This window comes from Zoogloea sp. GDB6, from assembly GCF_056724105.1.
In genome coordinates this window covers 2,540,309-2,555,977 of the sequence record NZ_CM161497.1, presented here as the reverse complement: position 1 = coordinate 2,555,977, position 15,669 = coordinate 2,540,309, and the positions used below count along the sequence as shown (strand labels likewise).

The following is a 15,669-nucleotide window of genomic DNA, read 5'->3' as shown; positions in this document are numbered from 1 at the left end:
GCGAGGAAGACCATGAAAATACTGATCGTCGAGGACGAACCCAAAACCGGGGACTACCTCAAGCAAGGGCTGGTCGAGGCCGGCTTCAATGTGGATTTGGTCCGGGATGGCATGGACGGACTGCATTGTGGAATGAACGAAGCCTACGATCTCATCGTGCTCGACGTGATGTTGCCGGGACTCGATGGCTGGCGCGTCCTGCAGGCCCTGCGCAAGGCTGGCAAGGAGATGCCGATCTTGTTTCTGACCGCCAAAGACAGCGTTGATGACCGGGTCAAGGGGCTGGAGCTGGGCGCTGACGATTACCTCGTGAAGCCCTTCGCCTTCTCGGAGCTCCTGGCCCGGGTGCGCACACTGCTACGCCGTGGTGTGAAGAACAAGGAAGTCGATGCCTTGCGAGCAGCCGACCTCGAACTGGACCTCCCGCGTCGGCGTGTCACCCGAGCAGGTCGGCGGATTGATCTGACCGCCAAGGAGTTTGCCCTCCTTGAACTGTTGCTACGACGACGTGGCGAAGTGCTCCCGCGCTCGTTGATCGCATCGCAGGTATGGGACATGAACTTTGACAGCGACACCAACGTGATCGAAGTGGCCGTGCGCCGCCTTCGCGCCAAGATCGACGACGGCTTCGAGCCCAAGCTGATTCGCACTGTGCGGGGCATGGGCTATGTGCTGGAAGAACAGGAGAGCGAATAGTGCGCACGAGCGTCCGCCGCAAGTCCCTGACCTTCCGCCTGACCCTGCTTTTTGCGGCAGCCTCGACGGCCGTGTTGCTGGTTCTGGGGTTGATCGTGGCCCAGTCCGTCGAACACCACTTCGAAGAACAGGACATGGAGGCCTTGACCGGCAAACTTGAACTGATTCGCCATGCCATGGCGAAGGTCCGCTCACCCACGGACCTGGCGGCCATTCCCCAGCAGATGGATGACTCACTGATCGGACATCACGGCCTGGTCGTCGCACTCAAGGGACCGGATGGGCGCACCCTGTTTGCGACCGAAGGCGCGCCTTTCCCTCAACCGCTGCTGGATCGTGTCAAGACGGCCGGGGTCAATCACCCCTACGTCTGGCAAGTGGATGGACAAATGCCTTTCCGGGGCATTGCGGCCGAGGTGCCGACCGGGGTGCCGTCGTGGCCGCCGGCCGTTGTCGCAGTGGCGACAGATATCTCCCATCACCGCAATTTCATGGACTCGTTCATGAGGACACTGTGGCTCGTCATCGTGGGCGGCACGGCCGCAACCGGTCTGCTCGGCTGGTTCGTCGCCCGCCGAGGCTTGGCACCTCTGCGCGAGATGAGACGGAGGGCAACGGAAGTGAGCGCCCAGCATCTTGACCAGCGCCTGCCAGTGGACACCGTGCCGGTCGAACTGGCCGAGTTGGCCGAATCCCTCAACGACATGCTGGCCCGGCTGGAGGAGTCCTTCACGCGTCTCTCGGACTTCTCGTCCGATCTGGCCCACGAACTCCGCACGCCAGTCAGCAACCTGATGACGCAAACCCAGGTGGCACTCTCGAAGACCCGCACATCAGGCGAGTACCGGGAAGTGCTGGAATCCAACGCCGAGGAGTACGAACGCCTGTCGCGCATGATCTCGGACATGCTGTTCCTGGCCAAGTCGGAAAATGGTCTCATCGTGCCAGGTCAGGAAACCTTTGATCTGGCGGACGAGGTCATGGCCCTGTTCGATTTTTACGGGGCCCTGGCCGAAGAGAACGGCGTGGCCCTCAAGCTAGAAGGTTCAGGATGGGTGACCGGAGACCGGCTGATGCTCCGACGCGCCATCGGCAACCTGCTGTCCAACGCACTTCGCTACACGCCATCGGGTGGGCACATCACCGTAACGGTCAGCGTCATATGCGACAACACCGACACCGAAACCGAAACCGTCCACCTCGCCGTCGAGAACACCGGGGAGCCTATCCCGACAGAACACCTGTCCCGTCTCTTTGATCGCTTCTACCGTGTGGACGCATCGCGCCGCCATTCGGGCGATGGCGCCGGACTGGGCCTTGCGATCACCCGTTCCATCCTCCGCGCGCACCAAGGCGACATCGAGGGTCGGACGGGGGAAGACAGCAACATTTTCGAGATGTGGATACCGACATCGATCGTCACGCCCCACGGCACGGACTGATCCGTTTGCAGGCTCACGGCCATGATCTGCTCAGATGAATTCTCTTCGTCAAACGACCTTTTGCTTGAAGCGACGAGTCGTCGCCTGAAGGCCCTCGGACTGCAAACGCTCCAGGCGACGGATTCGGGAGACGCCGAGACGGTCACGGCCTTGTTTGCCCAGTTCATCGACTGCGCGTATCGCAGCTACGCGTTAGAGGAGCGCTGGCTCAAGGCCTGTGCGAGCCCTGATCGGGAAGCCCATCTTCGGGAACACACCTACCTGATCGAACTGACCGCCGAGCTCTACATGAACCTCATGGACGATGACCGACAGACCTGCGCTTCAATACGTCAGGTACTGCAGGAGGCCTTCCTGCCGCACATTACTGTCCGGGACCGCGGCTCATACTGAACCACCACACTGTGGCTTCATGAGCAGAGTGCGCTATCTGCCGGATATATCCAGTGGATACATTCTCTTTTTTGATCTAGTATCCGAGTGCCTTCCCGCCGCGTGGAAGGCGTTCTTACGTACTGTGCCCTTACCATGAAACACTCTGCCCGCAGCCTTCTTATGAAGAAACACGCTTCGTCCCTCAAGGCGAAGAAGCGGCTTGTCGTGTCCGTGGAGTCTGTCCGGCCGACTCAGGCTGTTCAGGAGCGCGCGGTACATCTGGCCGCTGCGGCTCGGCGCGCCAAAGAAGCCCACTTCCTCGACAAGTACCGGATCGCGCTGCCCCCGGCTGATGCTGCCTGAAGAGGGGTATGGCTACCTCCCGATCACGGAGGTGGAGCCCGCGACCCTTGGGGCATTCACCTGCGGAAAGCCTCGGCTGGACGAGTTCCTGACCACACAGGCGCGGGCCTTGCATGAAGCCAGACTGGGCTTCACCAACGTGGTCTTCCATCAGCAGTTCGAAGGTCCAGTCGGCTACTTCACGCTCGCCAACGACGCGATCAAGCTCAACGACTCCGAGAAGTTCGAATTGGGGTTCGGTGAGCACATCGAACTTGCTGCCTTTCCCGCCGTCAAGATCGGGCGACTTGCGGTCCATCAGGATCTGCAACGCAGGGGAGTGGGCGGCGCCTTGATGGCACTCCTCCTCGGTGACATTCTCAATACGGCGGGCTTGTCTGCTGCGCGATTGATCGTCGTCGATGCGGACAACGACGACGCGGTTCTCTGCTTCTACGAAAAGCTCGGTTTCGAGACCAGCCTGTGGGCGGAAGACATGGCCAAGAACCACACTAAGAAGCGCGCTCCCGCCGCCACGATCAAGATGCACCGGGACGTCTTCAAGGGCCTCTGAACGCGAGTTGAAGCGAATGGTCCGAAGACCATCCGCCACCACCTCAGAACTTCGGGTTCAGCGTTCCCTTTTCGGTGATTGTCTTCCACAGGGCATCGTTCTTCATCACGTACTTGGCTCCGTCCTTGGCTTCCATCGTCACACCGTTCCGCATCTTGACGCGATTGCCGGCGGCGTCGATATGAACCATCGTCCCGTCCTTTTTCACAAAGACTTTGCCACCATCCTTGAGCTCAATGGTCTGTGCCGTGACCCGCTCGCCGGCGGCCAAAGCGGACAGTGAGACAGCCAGTAACAAGGGTATCAACAGCTTGCGCATGATCATTCTCCTTCGCATGGATTAGATTGATTGCATTTGCTTTTCTGGGTCGATCTACCACATCTGAATCACCTCCATTTCCGATTCAGGGTTGAGGTGACACCGCCGCCGCAGGTCGGCCGAGATCACGAACAGTGATCGGAGCGGCACGGTGATCATGTCGCCAAACCTTGGAACAGGCCGGCAGCCATCGCCATCTCGCAGAGGCAGCGGGGATGACCAGCGTTCGGAGCCAGCAAGAGGAGGCCTGAGCCAAGCTCAGGGCCTTGGCCGACATCCAGCATATGTCGAGCCTCGGTACTGGGGACCGCGGTGCCTAAGGCCAGTGCAAGAGCGAAACAAACGAAGCCAATGGACAGCGCGGAGCGAGTCGGCGAACACGGAGCCTCCAGACATGGAAACGAATCAGCTCGGGCGAATCCCCATGCGAGCGAGCCTAAAGGTCACAAGCACGGGGGAGCAGAACCGTTGTGCTGTATCGACCGCTCAGGTCGTCAGCACAGTGTCGTCGGGAGGCCTAAATGCGGAAGCAGCAGTGCAAGATGGCGTGCGGTGGGAACGACTCAGCGAGGAAGTTGGCTAAGGCGGCAGGCGGGAACCGGAAATTCAGCTCGGATGCTGTGGAAACGACATAGAGGCTGGTCAGCAGAATTGCAGGCAGCGTCGGGATCTGCGTCTGATCATTCAGCTGACCAAAATGGGCATGTTCGGTGCAAAGATTGGGATTAGCCATGTCCGGTCGCTCCATCCCGTCACAACAGGCGGGTATGTCCATGGATGGGTTGTCGTCCGAGGACATGATGGATACCGATACTTGATTCAATCCAACCGGAGAGGACTGAGGACAGGCATACGACACAACCGCCATTTGCGCGAACAGAAATACCCCAATCAACAGATGACAGATTAGTTGTTTGAAGTGGCGGGTCATGGTTAACACGCCACAGCGTCAGGCTGACGACGTCCGTTGGCATCGGGCTCACTTTGATCGAGGTCTGCGCCTCCCAAACGGAACCTGCTGCAAGTGCTGCGATGATCGGATGAGACCATGGCATTAGTGCGCCAACACAACGCTCGGCAAGGTTTTCCAGCGTGGCGACTATCGCCCTCCACTGATTGATTGGCTCGAGAATTTCGGCGTCGCCGGGTCATTTCACACCACACATGAAAGCACAACTCATTTTCACTTAATGAAGTCTAGTTCAGACAATGTCGGGGGACCACCACCGAATCCAGCTAAGATTGTTTGCAAACGCGTCAACTGGGTATTTGCCTTCGGTCCGATAGGGCGGGCATCCGGCGCGTCCAGCGCCCGGCACTACCGCGTCAGCGGGGCCAGGCGGATCCCCGCATGAGAAGGCCGCCGGCACGAAACACAGCCGCGGCAGAGCATCCACATCGAACACCCCAGTTCTCACCCGGCGCAACAGGACAGTTGCTTCACGTCCTTACTGAAGGTCTGCGCCGCGAGCTTGAGTCCCTCAACCATGGTCAGATAGGGAAACAACTGGTCGGCCAGCGCCTGCACGGTCATCCGGTGGCAGATCGCCAGCGCCGCCGTCTGGATCAGCTCGCCCGCTTCTGGGGCTACCGCCTGTACGCCGATCAGCCGCCCCGTGCCGACCTCGGCGATCAGCTTGATGAAGCCGCGCGTATCAAAGTTTGCGAGCGCCCTTGGCACATTGTCGAGCGAGAGCGTTCGGCTGTCGGTCTCAATGCCGTCGTGCTGTGCCTCCGCTTCGCTGTAACCCACTGTCGCTACTTGTGGATCGGTGAATACCACCGCCGGCATCGTTGTTAGGTCCAGCACCGCGTCGCCGCCGGTCATGTTGATCGCGGCGCGTGTGCCGGCCGCCGCTGCCACATAGACGAATTGTGGCTGGGCGGTGCAGTCACCGGCTGCGTAGATGTGCGGCGCGCTGGTGCACATGGCGCGGTCGATGACGATGGCCCCTTGCGCATTGACCTCGACGCCTGCCGTATCGAGATTGAGGCTGCGGGTGTTCGGTGCGCGGCCGGTGGCGATCAGCAGCTTGTCGGCGCGCACGTCCCCGTGTCCGGTGGTGAGCATGAATTCCCCGTCAGCATAGACGACCTTGCTCGCCTGGGTGTGCTCTAGAACCTCGATGCCCTCGGCGCGGAAGGTGGCCGTAATGGCTTCGCCAATGGCCGGGTCTTCACGGAAGAACAGCGTGCTGCGCGCCAGGATCGTGACCTGGCTGCCCAGGCGGGCGAAGGCTTGCGCCAGCTCGACCGCGACCACGGACGAGCCAATTACGACCAGCCGCTCGGGAATGCGGTCGCTTGTCAGCGCCTCGGTGGAGGTCCAGTAAGGCGTGTCCTTCAAGCCGGGGATTGGCGGGGTCGCGGGGTTGGCCCCGGTAGCGATGAGGCAGCGTTCGAAGCTCACCTCGTGCGTGCCACCGTCACCAGTCGCTACGATCAGCGTACGCACGTCCTTGAAACGGGCTTCGCCACGCAGCATGGTGATGGCCGGGGTGCTCGCCAGGATGCCCTCGTACTTGGCGTGGCGCAGTTCTTCTACTCGGCCATGCTGCTGGGCCAGCAGCCGCTCGCGCAGCACGATCGGCGCTGCGGTAGGCAGACCTTCATCGAACGGGCTTTCGCGGCGCAGATGCGCAATGTGTGCGGCGCGGATCATGATCTTGGAGGGCACACAACCGACATTGACGCAGGTGCCACCGATAGTGCCGCGTTCGATGAGCGTAACGCGCGCTCCACGTTCCACGGCCTTCAAGGCCGCCGCCATCGCCGCACCGCCGCTGCCGATCACGGCGACATGCAGCATCTGCTCGCTGCCACCGCGCTTCGTATCGCCGCCCAGCCAACCCATCGCCTTGTCCAACAGTCCGCCGGTCAGTTTGCCTGCCGAGTCGGCAATCCGTGCGCGGTAGCCAAGCTCTGTCACGGTCGCGACCAACGGGTCCAAGCTCATGTCCGCGTCCATGTCGATCTCGGCCCGTCCTTGCGGATAGGACACTGAGGCCGAGCGCACACCGGGCACGTTCCCCAGAGCCTCCTGGATATGCTCGGCGCACGACGTGCACGTCATGCCATCGATGTGGAAGGCGATTGTTTCGGCCATGATGGCGTCCTCACTGCTTGACGGTAGCGGGGTAGCCCGCGTTTGCCATGGTCTTGGTCAAGGCTTCGGCGTTGGTCTTTGCGTCGTCGAAGGTGACGATGGCTATCCGATTTTCGTAGCGCACTTCGGCCTTTTTCACGCCGTCCACCTTGGTAAGTACTTTCTTGACCGTGATTGGGCACGCGGCGCAGGTCATACCGGGCACAGACAGGGTGATGGTTTGGGATGCAGCCCAGGCAGGGGGGCTCAGGGTGGCGGCCAGGGTGATCAGGATTGCGAGTTTTTTCATGACAATATTCTTTCAGTAGAACAGCGGCAGGACATAGGGAAAAACGAGGGCAACCAAGACCAAGGTGGCCACGATCCAGAAGATCGCCCTGTAGGCCTTCGCCACCCGCGGCACGGCACACACCTCACCCGGCGTGCAGGCCTGAACCGGGCGGAAGATGCTGCGCCAGGCGGAAAACAGTGCGATGAGCGCCGCACCGATGAAGAACGGTCGGTACGGTTCCAGCACGGTCAGATTGCCGATCCAGGCACCCGAGAAGCCGAGCGCGACCAGCACGAGCGGGCCGAGGCAGCAGGTCGAGGCGAGGACGGCCGCTACGCCGCCGGTCGCCAGTGCGCCACGGCCGTTCTTGGGTTCCAACATCAGGTTCTCCTTCCGGGATTTCGCTTGATGTTGTAACGTTATTTCCGTAGTCAACTACGGAGTCAAGCGCCATGGAGAACGCTTCGGAGAACCTGACCATCGGGGCCTTCGCCAAAGCAGGCGGGGTCAATGTGGAGACGATCCGCTTCTATCAACGCAAGGGCCTGCTGCCGGAGCCGGAGCGGCCGTATGGACGCATCCGCCGCTATGGGCAGACGGACGTGGCGCGGGTGAAGTTTGTGAAATCAGCCCAGCGCTTGGGGTTCAGCCTGGAGGAAATCAGCCAACTCCTGAGGCTGGAGGACGGCACGCATTGCGGCGAGGCGGCTGAATTGGCTGCTCTACGCCTGGCTGATGTACGTGCCCGCCTAGCAGACCTCAAGCAAATGGAGGTGGCGCTGTCGAAGTTGGTGAGCGAGTGCAACGCGCACCACGGCAATGTCTCCTGCCCACTGATCGCGGCTTTGCACTGCTGCTAGGTCAAAAGCCGTCGCGCGCCTTAGCGTACGATTTTTCCGTTTCGTGAGCTGCGTGGGTCAGGTGATCGCGGACTAGAGACTCCACGGCCCCCATGTACGTCATCAAGGACCTCTACACGCGTCAGCTGCGACTGACAGGCTACCCCCTCCCGTGAAACGCCTCCAAGTAGGTCGACCATACGCCGTTGAGGAGTTGCCGGTAGCGATGTATGTCGCCCGGACGAACGAAAAGGTCCTGCCCGAAGAGCGGCGTCCCGATGTCCGGTTTATGGACAATGACCGTCGGGTCATCGAGCGCATCCTGCTCCCAATTAGCCAGAAAAAGATGGGGCGCAGCCGCATAGAGTTCTTGAGCCGACGTGCCATCTCCGTGTTTGACGGTATTGGCCAGCAGACGGAGTTCATCCAGGCCAGAACGCTGGTCCATGCTCAGGACCGGATCCGGGAGCGTCTTGTCCCACGCTTTGAGCACATCGGGCCCGAACTTGAGCGGCTTTTGGTGTAGGACTCGAACGTGGAACGCCCGGACTTGCTGCTCAAACAGGTGGTAGAGACTGACCGCGAACATGTTCTGAAGCCCCTGGCGCAAATCGAGAACGATGTCGAAATGCGCTAACGACGCTTCGAAAGCAGCCTCATGAGCCATTTGCGGATCGAGCCAGTTGCCATCGTTGGCACACTCACGGCTCGCTCGGTACGCCTCCTGTTGAAGCGCCTCGACTTCCGCGTGTACGGAGTCAAAGGTCGGCAGGAGGCGCACCGTCAAGGTCTCGACAAGTCGGTCAATCTGATTGCGGTACAGCTGTCGGTAATGTTCCAGTTCCCAGTGAGTCAGCATCGCCGTCCTGTCCTCGCCAAAGGCCGGGGGACAACGACGTTATCACGATTGCGTGGCGGCCCGTTGCGACCTCAGATTGTAGGCGACGCTTGCCACAATAATGAGCAGGATCAGGACCTGTGCGGTAACGGTCTGGATCGACGGGTAAACACCCAGCACATCAATGCGCGGTATGGAGAGGGGCGTGATCTGCAGGACGCCGACCTTTTGCAGTGCGGCCACACCTTTGCCCATCAGAACGACGGCGAGCGCCCCGACCAGGGCTGAACTGAAGGCAAAGAACTGGCTGATCGGCAGACGTGCCGCGGAACGCAGGAGTACCGCTGCGACCGCCGCCAGGATGACGATGCCGGAGGCGAGGCCGGCCAGCAGATAGACGCCATTGTCCTGGGTCCAGAGCGCTGCATAGAAGAGGACCGTTTCGAAGACTTCACGATAGACGGTGACGAAGGACAACACGAACAGCATCAGCGCCGATTTCTTGCTCAGCGCGGACGACAGCTTTTCCTTCACATAGGTCTGCCAACGACCCGCAAGACTCTTCTGGTGCATCCACATGCCCACCGCCAGGAGTACAACGGCGGCAAACACGGCGGAAACCCCCTCCGTCATCTCGCGGCTGGCGCCGCTCACATCCACGACATAGGTCGCCACTAGCCAGGTCAGGCCCCCGGCGGTGAGCGCTGTCATCCATCCCGCATGCACGTAGGGCAGCACATCGGTGCGATCCGCTTTTTTCAGGAATGCCATCATTGCGACGACCACCAGCAAGGCTTCCAGGCCTTCCCGCAGCAGGATGGTCAATGCGCCAAGGAAGGTCGAGAGGGCGTCTTTGGTGCCCCCCAAGGCCTCCTGCGCTTCATCGAGCTGGGCTTGCAGTTGCTGGGCAATGTCGTGGGCACGCTCGACCTGCCCGGCAGTCAGTGCATTGCGGTAGAGTCCCATCGTCTTTTCGATGTCGTGGAAAAGCGCTTGATTCTTGGCGGCCAGCGCCGGCTCGACGGGCTCGAAGCCATCCAGATAGGCCGACAATGCCAGCTGCGAGGCCAAGCGTTCGTTTCCGTTGTCCAGCGCGACAACGCTCTCCCTCAGCTTGTCTTTCGCGATCTGTATGCTGCCCGTGTTTGACGTTGCGAGTAACTGGGGCGTGCTCCGTAGGTAGGCGGTGAGCTGGCGAGCGGCATCGGCACCGACGGTCTTGGCGAGCGCTGCCTCGGAATGCTGGCTCAGCGTCGCCAGGGTCGGCACGGCCTCACGGAGGGCAGGTTGCGCGGCCCACAATTTGGCCCCTGCCTGCTGATCGGCCTCGGAGTACGACAGCGTCGAGGCGAAGTAGGCCAGTGCCCAGCGGTCTTCGTCCGAGAGCTGTACGAATCCCGGCATGGACGTTCCCGCCACCCCCCGCGTGATGATCTGCTGAAGCGCAAACACACTGCGCTCCCGGGCGCGTTCGTGGTCGGCCAGCGCGATGGGAGGTGGGTTCAGCTTGGCAGCGAGTGGGCCGTCCGCATGCCCCGAGACGCCGTGGCACGACGCGCATTGGCTCTGATAGAGCGTGGCGCCCCGTTGTAGATCGGGCAACTTGCCGGGGGCCATCGAGACCGGGTAGGCCGCGATGAGTCCACCCGCCAATTTACGGGCTTGCTCGCCGACGGATGCGGCCAAAGCCTTCTGTGCGATGAGCGCACGTAGCTCGGCAGCATCGCTCGCGAGGGCTGGTGCAGCCGCCACCGCCGGCAATTCGGCCAACTGTCGTTCGGCGGCCTGCGCAAATTCCTGCATCTCGGCATATTCGGCTTCGTTGGCGACCTGTCCCTCATTAACGGAACGGCCATAGTCGACGGCAAGGTAATCCAGCAGCTGCCAGATCTGCTTGGTCTTGTCTTGCGTCGCTTGAGGCGCAACTTGGGCGATCGAGACCGTCGCAACCAAAGAAAACAGAACGATTGAAAGGAGACGCAGGGCTTGCATGAGGGGTCTTACCGTTGAATGTCTTTTTTTGATTCTGCGTGCAAATGAGAATGAGTGCAATTCCTTTTCTCACGCACAATCCCATCCCAATGCGTCTCGCACCTTTTCACGGCGACTCACGCCCCAAGTGCAGAAAGCGATAGAGCGGTGTTGCGAGAAGCCTCTTCAGCTATCGCGCGTCGCTTGTTTCCGTGGGGTCACATGCGGTCTCCCGCCGGCATGCGTTGCAGCGAGGTGGCTCTCCGATGCGGAGGGCGTGGGGACCTCGGTCACCCCGTGCGACAGCTCATTCAAGATTCCACATGCGGCTGCTTGCCGGCCTTCCTCACAACATGCGCGCAACACCTGAAGCTGCGTTTCCAGTTGCTGCAACTCCCGTATCCGCTCGGCAACGTGGCCGATGTGGGCATCGAGCAACGCGTTGACGTCCTCGCAACTTTCCGACGGGGTGTCCCTGAAACGCAGGAGCACCCGGATTTCGTCCTGTGTCATGTCGAGGGAGCGACATCGCCGAATGAAGGCGAGGCGTTCGAGATGAACGGCATCGTAGATCCGATAGTTGCCTTCCGTCCGCGCTGCACGCGGGAGCAGCCCTTCGCGCTCGTAGTAACGAATGGTGTCCACCGGCGTCCCTGTCTGCTGGGCGAGCTGACCGATTTTCATTGCAAGGCCTGAAGCCCGGCGTGGGCTCAATGGTGAATCGAGGAAGGTCATCACCTTACCCGCTTGACTCTGGAGTTACTACAGGGTTTCCAATGGCGGCAACCGGAGATCACCATGAAACCCCTGCCCATCAGCCTGCGATCCGAGACGCAGCCCTCATCCTGCGGGTGTAGCGGCGCGTGTCACGCCCCCGAAGCGTCTTCCACGAATACGAATGCGCCTGCGCAAGCCGACAGTACGGAAGGCGGTTTGCTGCTCCGCATTCCGGCAATGGACTGTCCCACTGAAGAGAGCGAGATCCGTCGGGCGGTCGAGCCTATCCGTGCGATCAGCGGGCTTCGCTTTGATTTATCGGCCCGCACTCTGCGCATCGATGCGCCAGATGAAGCGCTGTCCAGCATTATCGATGCTATCCGCAAGGCGGGCTTTGCCTCATCTCTCGTCAAGCCGGACTCGCCAGCGGACACGGGGCACGATGGTTTTTTTGGCGGCACCGCGTTTCTTGCAATTGCACTCGTTCTGGCGCTGGGGGCAGAACTCCTGGCCTCTGTGATGCCCAACGACCTGCTGGCCAAGGTTGCTGGGATGGGCTTGGCCTCCATGGCGATCGCGATGGCGGGGTTTTCAACCTATCGCAAGGGACTGGCTGCCCTGTCCCAGGGCCGTCTGAACATCAATGCCTTGATGTCGGTTGCGGTGACCGGTGCCTTTGCCATTGGGCAATGGCCCGAGGCAGCCATGGTGATGGCCCTGTATGCCATTGCAGAACTGATCGAAGCCAGGTCGGTCGATCGGGCACGGAATGCGATCAAGGGCCTGCTCGCGCTTACGCCCGAAACCGCCGAGGCAAAGCAGCCCGATGGCAGCTGGCGTGCGCAGGACTCCCGCGATGTCGCGCTCGCTACCGTCATCAGGGTCAAGCCCGGGGTCCGTATCCCTCTGGATGGCGTCGTGACGGCGGGGAACAGCGCGGTCAATCAGGCACCCATCACCGGTGAGAGCCTGCCTGTGGACAAGACCGTCGGCGACCCCGTCTTTGCGGGCACGATCAACGAATCGGGGCTATTGGAATTCAAGGTGACGGCGCGCTCCAGCGATACCACGCTGGCCCGGATCATCCATGCGGTTGAAACGGCGCAAGGCAGCAAGGCGCCCATGCAGCGCTTTGTCGATCGTTTCGCGACAGTCTACACGCCGGCCGTCTTCGTGATCGCACTGGCCGTGGCGCTGCTCACTCCATGGCTATTGGGATGGAGCTGGACTCAATCCTTTTACAAGGCCTTGGTTCTCCTTGTGATCGCTTGCCCCTGCGCCTTGGTGATTGCAACCCCCGTCACGGTCGTGAGCGGACTCGCCGCTGCAGCGCGCCGGGGGATCTTGATCAAAGGCGGCGTCTTCCTTGAAGAAGCGCGCAAGCTCAAAGTCATCGCCCTCGACAAGACAGGGACGATCACCGAAGGCAAACCGAAACTGGTTGCCACCGAAATCGTGGACCCGACCGTGCCCGAAAAACTGATTTTGGAGTGGGCCGGTAGCCTGGCCGCCCACTCCGATCATCCCGTCTCGAAAGCTATTTCAAGCGCACTGGCGCCAAGCTCAAACACGACCGACCATTTCACAGCGTTGCCAGGGCGCGGTGTCCAAGGGCGTATCGATGACCAAGACCTGATTCTCGGCAACCACCGTTTGATCGAAGAGCGGAAGCTGTGCAATCCCGCTGTCGAGGCCCGACTCTTTGCGCACGAGGCGCAAGGTCGCACGATGACACTCCTGGCCAACGAACGGGGGGTGCTGGCGATGTTTGCCGTCGCCGACACGATCAAACCCCACGCCCAGGAGGCCATCTCGGCTTTGCACGCCTTGGGCGTGAAGTCGATCATGCTGTCCGGCGACAACCAGGCGACGGCCAAAGCGGTCGCCATGCAGGCCGGTGTGGACGACGCACGCGGCAACCTGTTGCCTGATGACAAACTCAATGCCATTGAGGCTTTGCAGAAAGAACGTGGCCCCACGGCGATGACCGGTGACGGGATCAACGATGCGCCGGCCTTGGCGCGCGCCGATATCGGTATAGCGATGGGGGCTGCTGGCACGGACACCGCATTGGAAGCTGCCGACGTCGTGATCATGAACGATGATCTGCGCCGGATTCCTGAAGCCATTTGGCTCTCGCGCACGACACACCGGGTGCTCTGGCAGAACATCGTTCTGGCGCTGGGAATCAAGACGGCTTTTTTTGTCCTGGCCTTGCTGGGCAGCGCGACCATGTGGATGGCGGTGTTCGCCGATATGGGGGCGAGCCTGCTTGTCGTCGGCAACGGGCTGCGACTACTGCGCCTTCAGCATCCCGCCGATAAACTCACCAAGGCTCATCTTTGAGTTGGAGCGTCTTCCGGTATACTTCTGATGATGCGTTTTTGGGTTGCCGTCCTTCTGGCTGTATTCATGCCGCTCCAGCTTAGCTGGTCAGCGGTAGGCGCCTATTGCCAGCATGAGGCAGGCAAAAAAGCCCACCATTTCGGACATCATAGTCACGAGCACAAAGCATCGAAGGCGGAGGCCTCCAAGCCATCTGATTCTGGCGAAGGTGTCTCCATCGACGGAGACTGTGGGCTGTGCCACTACAGCGCTCTCAAAATTCTCGGGCAGGACACACTCTGCCTGCCTCGGTGTCCGGTGCCCTCTACACCGGAATCAACGCCAGCCTTCTTTCGCACCCACATTCCCCCAGGCCCCGAACGGCCCAACTGGATCGCTGCGCTCTGATTCGGCGCAGCGACCTGCTTTAGTTTCCACTTAGGTTCCACTTAGAGCCCGCCGTCAGGCTGCGCTCGCGCCGGATCTCATCTGTTTCGTCGTCCTGTCGGTTTCTGCCGACGACTGCACAACAAGGAGATTTCAATGCGCACCCCCGTGCCATTCAGAACCGCTTTTCCGCTGCTCGCGGTCCTTTTTGCGACCGCATTCGGTGCCCATGCTCAGGCTCAGGCTCAGGCGCCGGCATCGCTTTCCTCCCAGACTGTCGTCCTCAATCAACTTCCCATCGAAGCCGGTGGTCCGCTGACGCTTGCCGTAGCGCTCGATCTGGCCCTTCGGGCCAACCCTGACATCACCGTAGCCCTTCGCGAACGCGAAGCCAGCGAAGGCGCTGAGATCCAGGGACGCGCACGGCCCAATCCATCCATCGAGTATCTTGTGGAGGACACCCGCGCCACGACGCGCACCACAACCGTACAGCTCAACCAGCCCATTGAGCTCGCAGGCAAGCGGAGCGCCCGGATTGCGATCGCCGAGCGCGGCCGCGACCTCGCTGACATCGAACTGGCCACTCGCCGTGCCGAGATCCGTGCCTTGGTCATCAGCACTTTCTTTGACGTACTTTCGGCACAAGAGCGAACCCGGCTCGCAAAAGAGACCGTCACCCTCGCGGAGCGAGCCACAGCTGCGGTTTCCAAGCGTGTCATCGCCGGAAAAGTCTCTCCCGTCGAGGAGACCAAGGCGCGTGTCGCGGAAGCCGGGGTCCGGGTCGAACTGGCTCAGGCTCAAGGTGAGCTGCGGGTTGCCCGTCAGCGGCTGACAGGGCTCTGGGGCAATCCGATCCCGCGATTCGAACGTGCAGAAGGTGACGTTGACACGCTTCCGCCAATACCGTCTTCCAACACGGTCGAGCAGCGTATCGAGGCATCACCCGTCCTAAAGCGGGCCTCAGTCGAGATCACGCGGCGCACCTCTGTCACGGCGCTGGAGCGTGCCCGGCGCATTCCTGACCCAACAATCAGCGTCGGGGTAAAACGTGCCGAGGAGCTTGGTCGAGATCAACTCCTCGTGGGCGTGTCCATCCCAATTCCCGTCTTCGACAGCAACCGCGGCAACCTCCTCGAAGCCCTCAAGCGGGAAGACAAGGCGCGGGACGAACATACCGCCCTGCGGGTCCGGCTTACCGGTGATGTCCTGCAGGCCCGTGAGCGGCTGAGCAACAGCCGACTTGAGCTCGAATCCCTACAACGCGACGTGCTGCCCGGGGCGCAACTGGCCTACGAGAACGCAGCGAAGGGTTTTGAGCTGGGCAAATTCAGCTTTCTCGATGTCCTCGATGCCCAGCGGACGCTATTCCAGGCACGTAACCAATACCTGCGCGCCGTAACCGACACCCATCGGGCCTCGGCCGAAATCGATCGCCTTCTGGCTGATCGTATCTCTGAATAACGCAAG

The 15,669-nt window shown here is 61.1% G+C and carries 17 protein-coding genes; 9 read left to right on the top strand and 8 right to left on the bottom strand.

Features of this window, described 5'->3' with window-relative positions; translation table 11 throughout:
* The first annotated feature begins 12 nt into the window (after positions 1–12).
* The 5 genes from AC1PQG_RS11535 (at position 13) to AC1PQG_RS11515 (ending at position 3,429) form a co-directional block, all read left to right on the top strand.
* Positions 13–696 carry a heavy metal response regulator transcription factor gene (locus tag AC1PQG_RS11535; RefSeq protein ID WP_374486942.1) on the top strand — a complete coding sequence of 228 codons (684 nt, stop codon included), beginning with the start codon at positions 13–15 and terminating at the stop codon, positions 694–696.
* On the top strand, positions 696–2,138 hold the full coding sequence (locus tag AC1PQG_RS11530) for a heavy metal sensor histidine kinase (RefSeq protein ID WP_481122695.1): 1,443 nt from the start codon (positions 696–698) through the stop codon (positions 2,136–2,138). The genes AC1PQG_RS11535 and AC1PQG_RS11530 overlap by 1 nt, the downstream gene beginning before the upstream one ends.
* 21 nt (positions 2,139–2,159) lie before the next feature.
* The gene (locus tag AC1PQG_RS11525) at positions 2,160–2,531 is read left to right on the top strand and encodes a hypothetical protein (RefSeq protein WP_481122694.1); all 372 of its coding nucleotides are present in this window, start codon (positions 2,160–2,162) and stop codon (positions 2,529–2,531) included.
* Between the two features lie 162 nt (positions 2,532–2,693).
* Positions 2,694–2,876, top strand: a complete 183-nt coding sequence (locus AC1PQG_RS11520; protein ID WP_079436208.1) for a hypothetical protein — start codon at positions 2,694–2,696, stop codon at positions 2,874–2,876.
* 109 nt (positions 2,877–2,985) lie between these two features.
* Positions 2,986–3,429 carry a GNAT family N-acetyltransferase gene (locus tag AC1PQG_RS11515; RefSeq protein ID WP_481122693.1) on the top strand — a complete coding sequence of 148 codons (444 nt, stop codon included), beginning with the start codon at positions 2,986–2,988 and terminating at the stop codon, positions 3,427–3,429.
* 43 nt (positions 3,430–3,472) lie between these two features.
* Here AC1PQG_RS11515 and AC1PQG_RS11510 read toward each other — a convergent pair whose 3' ends face one another.
* The 5 genes from AC1PQG_RS11510 to merT form a co-directional block, all read right to left on the bottom strand.
* Positions 3,473–3,748 (bottom strand): CopK family periplasmic copper-binding protein, encoded by a 276-nt coding sequence (locus tag AC1PQG_RS11510; RefSeq protein WP_374486945.1) that lies wholly within the window; start codon positions 3,746–3,748, stop codon positions 3,473–3,475.
* Positions 3,749–4,265: 517 nt separating this feature from the next.
* Positions 4,266–4,679, bottom strand: coding sequence for a hypothetical protein (locus AC1PQG_RS11505; RefSeq protein WP_374486407.1), 414 nt, complete (start codon positions 4,677–4,679; stop codon positions 4,266–4,268).
* A gap of 483 nt (positions 4,680–5,162) precedes the next feature.
* A complete protein-coding gene (gene merA, locus AC1PQG_RS11500) occupies positions 5,163–6,854 on the bottom strand; it encodes a mercury(II) reductase (RefSeq protein WP_374486408.1) in 1,692 nt (563 codons plus the stop codon).
* A gap of 10 nt (positions 6,855–6,864) precedes the next feature.
* Complete coding sequence (gene merP / locus AC1PQG_RS11495; protein ID WP_374486409.1) at positions 6,865–7,143, bottom strand: mercury resistance system periplasmic binding protein MerP; 279 nt, start codon at positions 7,141–7,143, stop codon at positions 6,865–6,867.
* 12 nt (positions 7,144–7,155) lie between these two features.
* Positions 7,156–7,506 (bottom strand): mercuric ion transporter MerT, encoded by a 351-nt coding sequence (gene merT / locus AC1PQG_RS11490; RefSeq protein WP_374486410.1) that lies wholly within the window; start codon positions 7,504–7,506, stop codon positions 7,156–7,158.
* A 71-nt stretch (positions 7,507–7,577) separates the two neighbouring features.
* On the opposite strand from merT, the gene merR reads away from it, so the two are divergent.
* Positions 7,578–7,985 carry an Hg(II)-responsive transcriptional regulator gene (gene merR, locus AC1PQG_RS11485; RefSeq protein ID WP_079436218.1) on the top strand — a complete coding sequence of 136 codons (408 nt, stop codon included), beginning with the start codon at positions 7,578–7,580 and terminating at the stop codon, positions 7,983–7,985.
* A gap of 139 nt (positions 7,986–8,124) precedes the next feature.
* Here the strand turns inward: merR and AC1PQG_RS11480 are convergent, their stop codons facing one another.
* The 3 genes from AC1PQG_RS11480 to cadR all read right to left on the bottom strand — a co-directional run bounded on the left by AC1PQG_RS11480 (position 8,125) and on the right by cadR (position 11,457).
* Positions 8,125–8,823, bottom strand: coding sequence for a hypothetical protein (locus AC1PQG_RS11480; RefSeq protein WP_481122692.1), 699 nt, complete (start codon positions 8,821–8,823; stop codon positions 8,125–8,127).
* 42 nt (positions 8,824–8,865) lie between these two features.
* Complete coding sequence (locus tag AC1PQG_RS11475) at positions 8,866–10,794, bottom strand: FTR1 family protein (RefSeq protein ID WP_481122691.1); 1,929 nt, start codon at positions 10,792–10,794, stop codon at positions 8,866–8,868.
* Positions 10,795–10,959: 165 nt separating this feature from the next.
* The gene (gene cadR, locus AC1PQG_RS11470) at positions 10,960–11,457 is read right to left on the bottom strand and encodes a Cd(II)/Pb(II)-responsive transcriptional regulator (RefSeq protein ID WP_481122997.1); all 498 of its coding nucleotides are present in this window, start codon (positions 11,455–11,457) and stop codon (positions 10,960–10,962) included.
* 114 nt (positions 11,458–11,571) lie between these two features.
* On the opposite strand from cadR, the gene AC1PQG_RS11465 reads away from it, so the two are divergent.
* The 3 genes from AC1PQG_RS11465 (at position 11,572) to AC1PQG_RS11455 (ending at position 15,663) form a co-directional block, all read left to right on the top strand.
* Complete coding sequence (locus tag AC1PQG_RS11465) at positions 11,572–13,836, top strand: heavy metal translocating P-type ATPase (RefSeq protein ID WP_481122690.1); 2,265 nt, start codon at positions 11,572–11,574, stop codon at positions 13,834–13,836.
* A 27-nt stretch (positions 13,837–13,863) separates the two neighbouring features.
* Positions 13,864–14,223 (top strand): DUF2946 family protein, encoded by a 360-nt coding sequence (locus AC1PQG_RS11460; protein ID WP_481114107.1) that lies wholly within the window; start codon positions 13,864–13,866, stop codon positions 14,221–14,223.
* Between the two features lie 135 nt (positions 14,224–14,358).
* Positions 14,359–15,663, top strand: a complete 1,305-nt coding sequence (locus AC1PQG_RS11455) for a TolC family protein (RefSeq protein ID WP_374486414.1) — start codon at positions 14,359–14,361, stop codon at positions 15,661–15,663.
* Positions 15,664–15,669: the final 6 nt, after the last annotated feature.

What these genes read in the sequence shown, in the direction of transcription:
- AC1PQG_RS11505 (WP_374486407.1), bottom strand. Translation starts at nt 4,679, where the DNA reads ATGACCCGCCACTTCAAACAACTAATCTGTCATCTGTTGATTGGGGTA.
- AC1PQG_RS11460 (WP_481114107.1), top strand. Translation starts at nt 13,864, where the DNA reads ATGATGCGTTTTTGGGTTGCCGTCCTTCTGGCTGTATTCATGCCGCTC.
- cadR (WP_481122997.1), bottom strand. Translation starts at nt 11,457, where the DNA reads ATGAAAATCGGTCAGCTCGCCCAGCAGACAGGGACGCCGGTGGACACC.
- AC1PQG_RS11525 (WP_481122694.1), top strand. Translation starts at nt 2,160, where the DNA reads ATGATCTGCTCAGATGAATTCTCTTCGTCAAACGACCTTTTGCTTGAA.
- merA (WP_374486408.1), bottom strand. Translation starts at nt 6,854, where the DNA reads ATGGCCGAAACAATCGCCTTCCACATCGATGGCATGACGTGCACGTCG.
- AC1PQG_RS11480 (WP_481122692.1), bottom strand. Translation starts at nt 8,823, where the DNA reads ATGCTGACTCACTGGGAACTGGAACATTACCGACAGCTGTACCGCAAT.
- AC1PQG_RS11465 (WP_481122690.1), top strand. Translation starts at nt 11,572, where the DNA reads ATGAAACCCCTGCCCATCAGCCTGCGATCCGAGACGCAGCCCTCATCC.
- AC1PQG_RS11520 (WP_079436208.1), top strand. Translation starts at nt 2,694, where the DNA reads ATGAAGAAACACGCTTCGTCCCTCAAGGCGAAGAAGCGGCTTGTCGTG.
- merT (WP_374486410.1), bottom strand. Translation starts at nt 7,506, where the DNA reads ATGTTGGAACCCAAGAACGGCCGTGGCGCACTGGCGACCGGCGGCGTA.
- AC1PQG_RS11455 (WP_374486414.1), top strand. Translation starts at nt 14,359, where the DNA reads ATGCGCACCCCCGTGCCATTCAGAACCGCTTTTCCGCTGCTCGCGGTC.
- AC1PQG_RS11510 (WP_374486945.1), bottom strand. Translation starts at nt 3,748, where the DNA reads ATGCGCAAGCTGTTGATACCCTTGTTACTGGCTGTCTCACTGTCCGCT.
- AC1PQG_RS11475 (WP_481122691.1), bottom strand. Translation starts at nt 10,794, where the DNA reads ATGCAAGCCCTGCGTCTCCTTTCAATCGTTCTGTTTTCTTTGGTTGCG.
- AC1PQG_RS11535 (WP_374486942.1), top strand. Translation starts at nt 13, where the DNA reads ATGAAAATACTGATCGTCGAGGACGAACCCAAAACCGGGGACTACCTC.
- merP (WP_374486409.1), bottom strand. Translation starts at nt 7,143, where the DNA reads ATGAAAAAACTCGCAATCCTGATCACCCTGGCCGCCACCCTGAGCCCC.
- merR (WP_079436218.1), top strand. Translation starts at nt 7,578, where the DNA reads ATGGAGAACGCTTCGGAGAACCTGACCATCGGGGCCTTCGCCAAAGCA.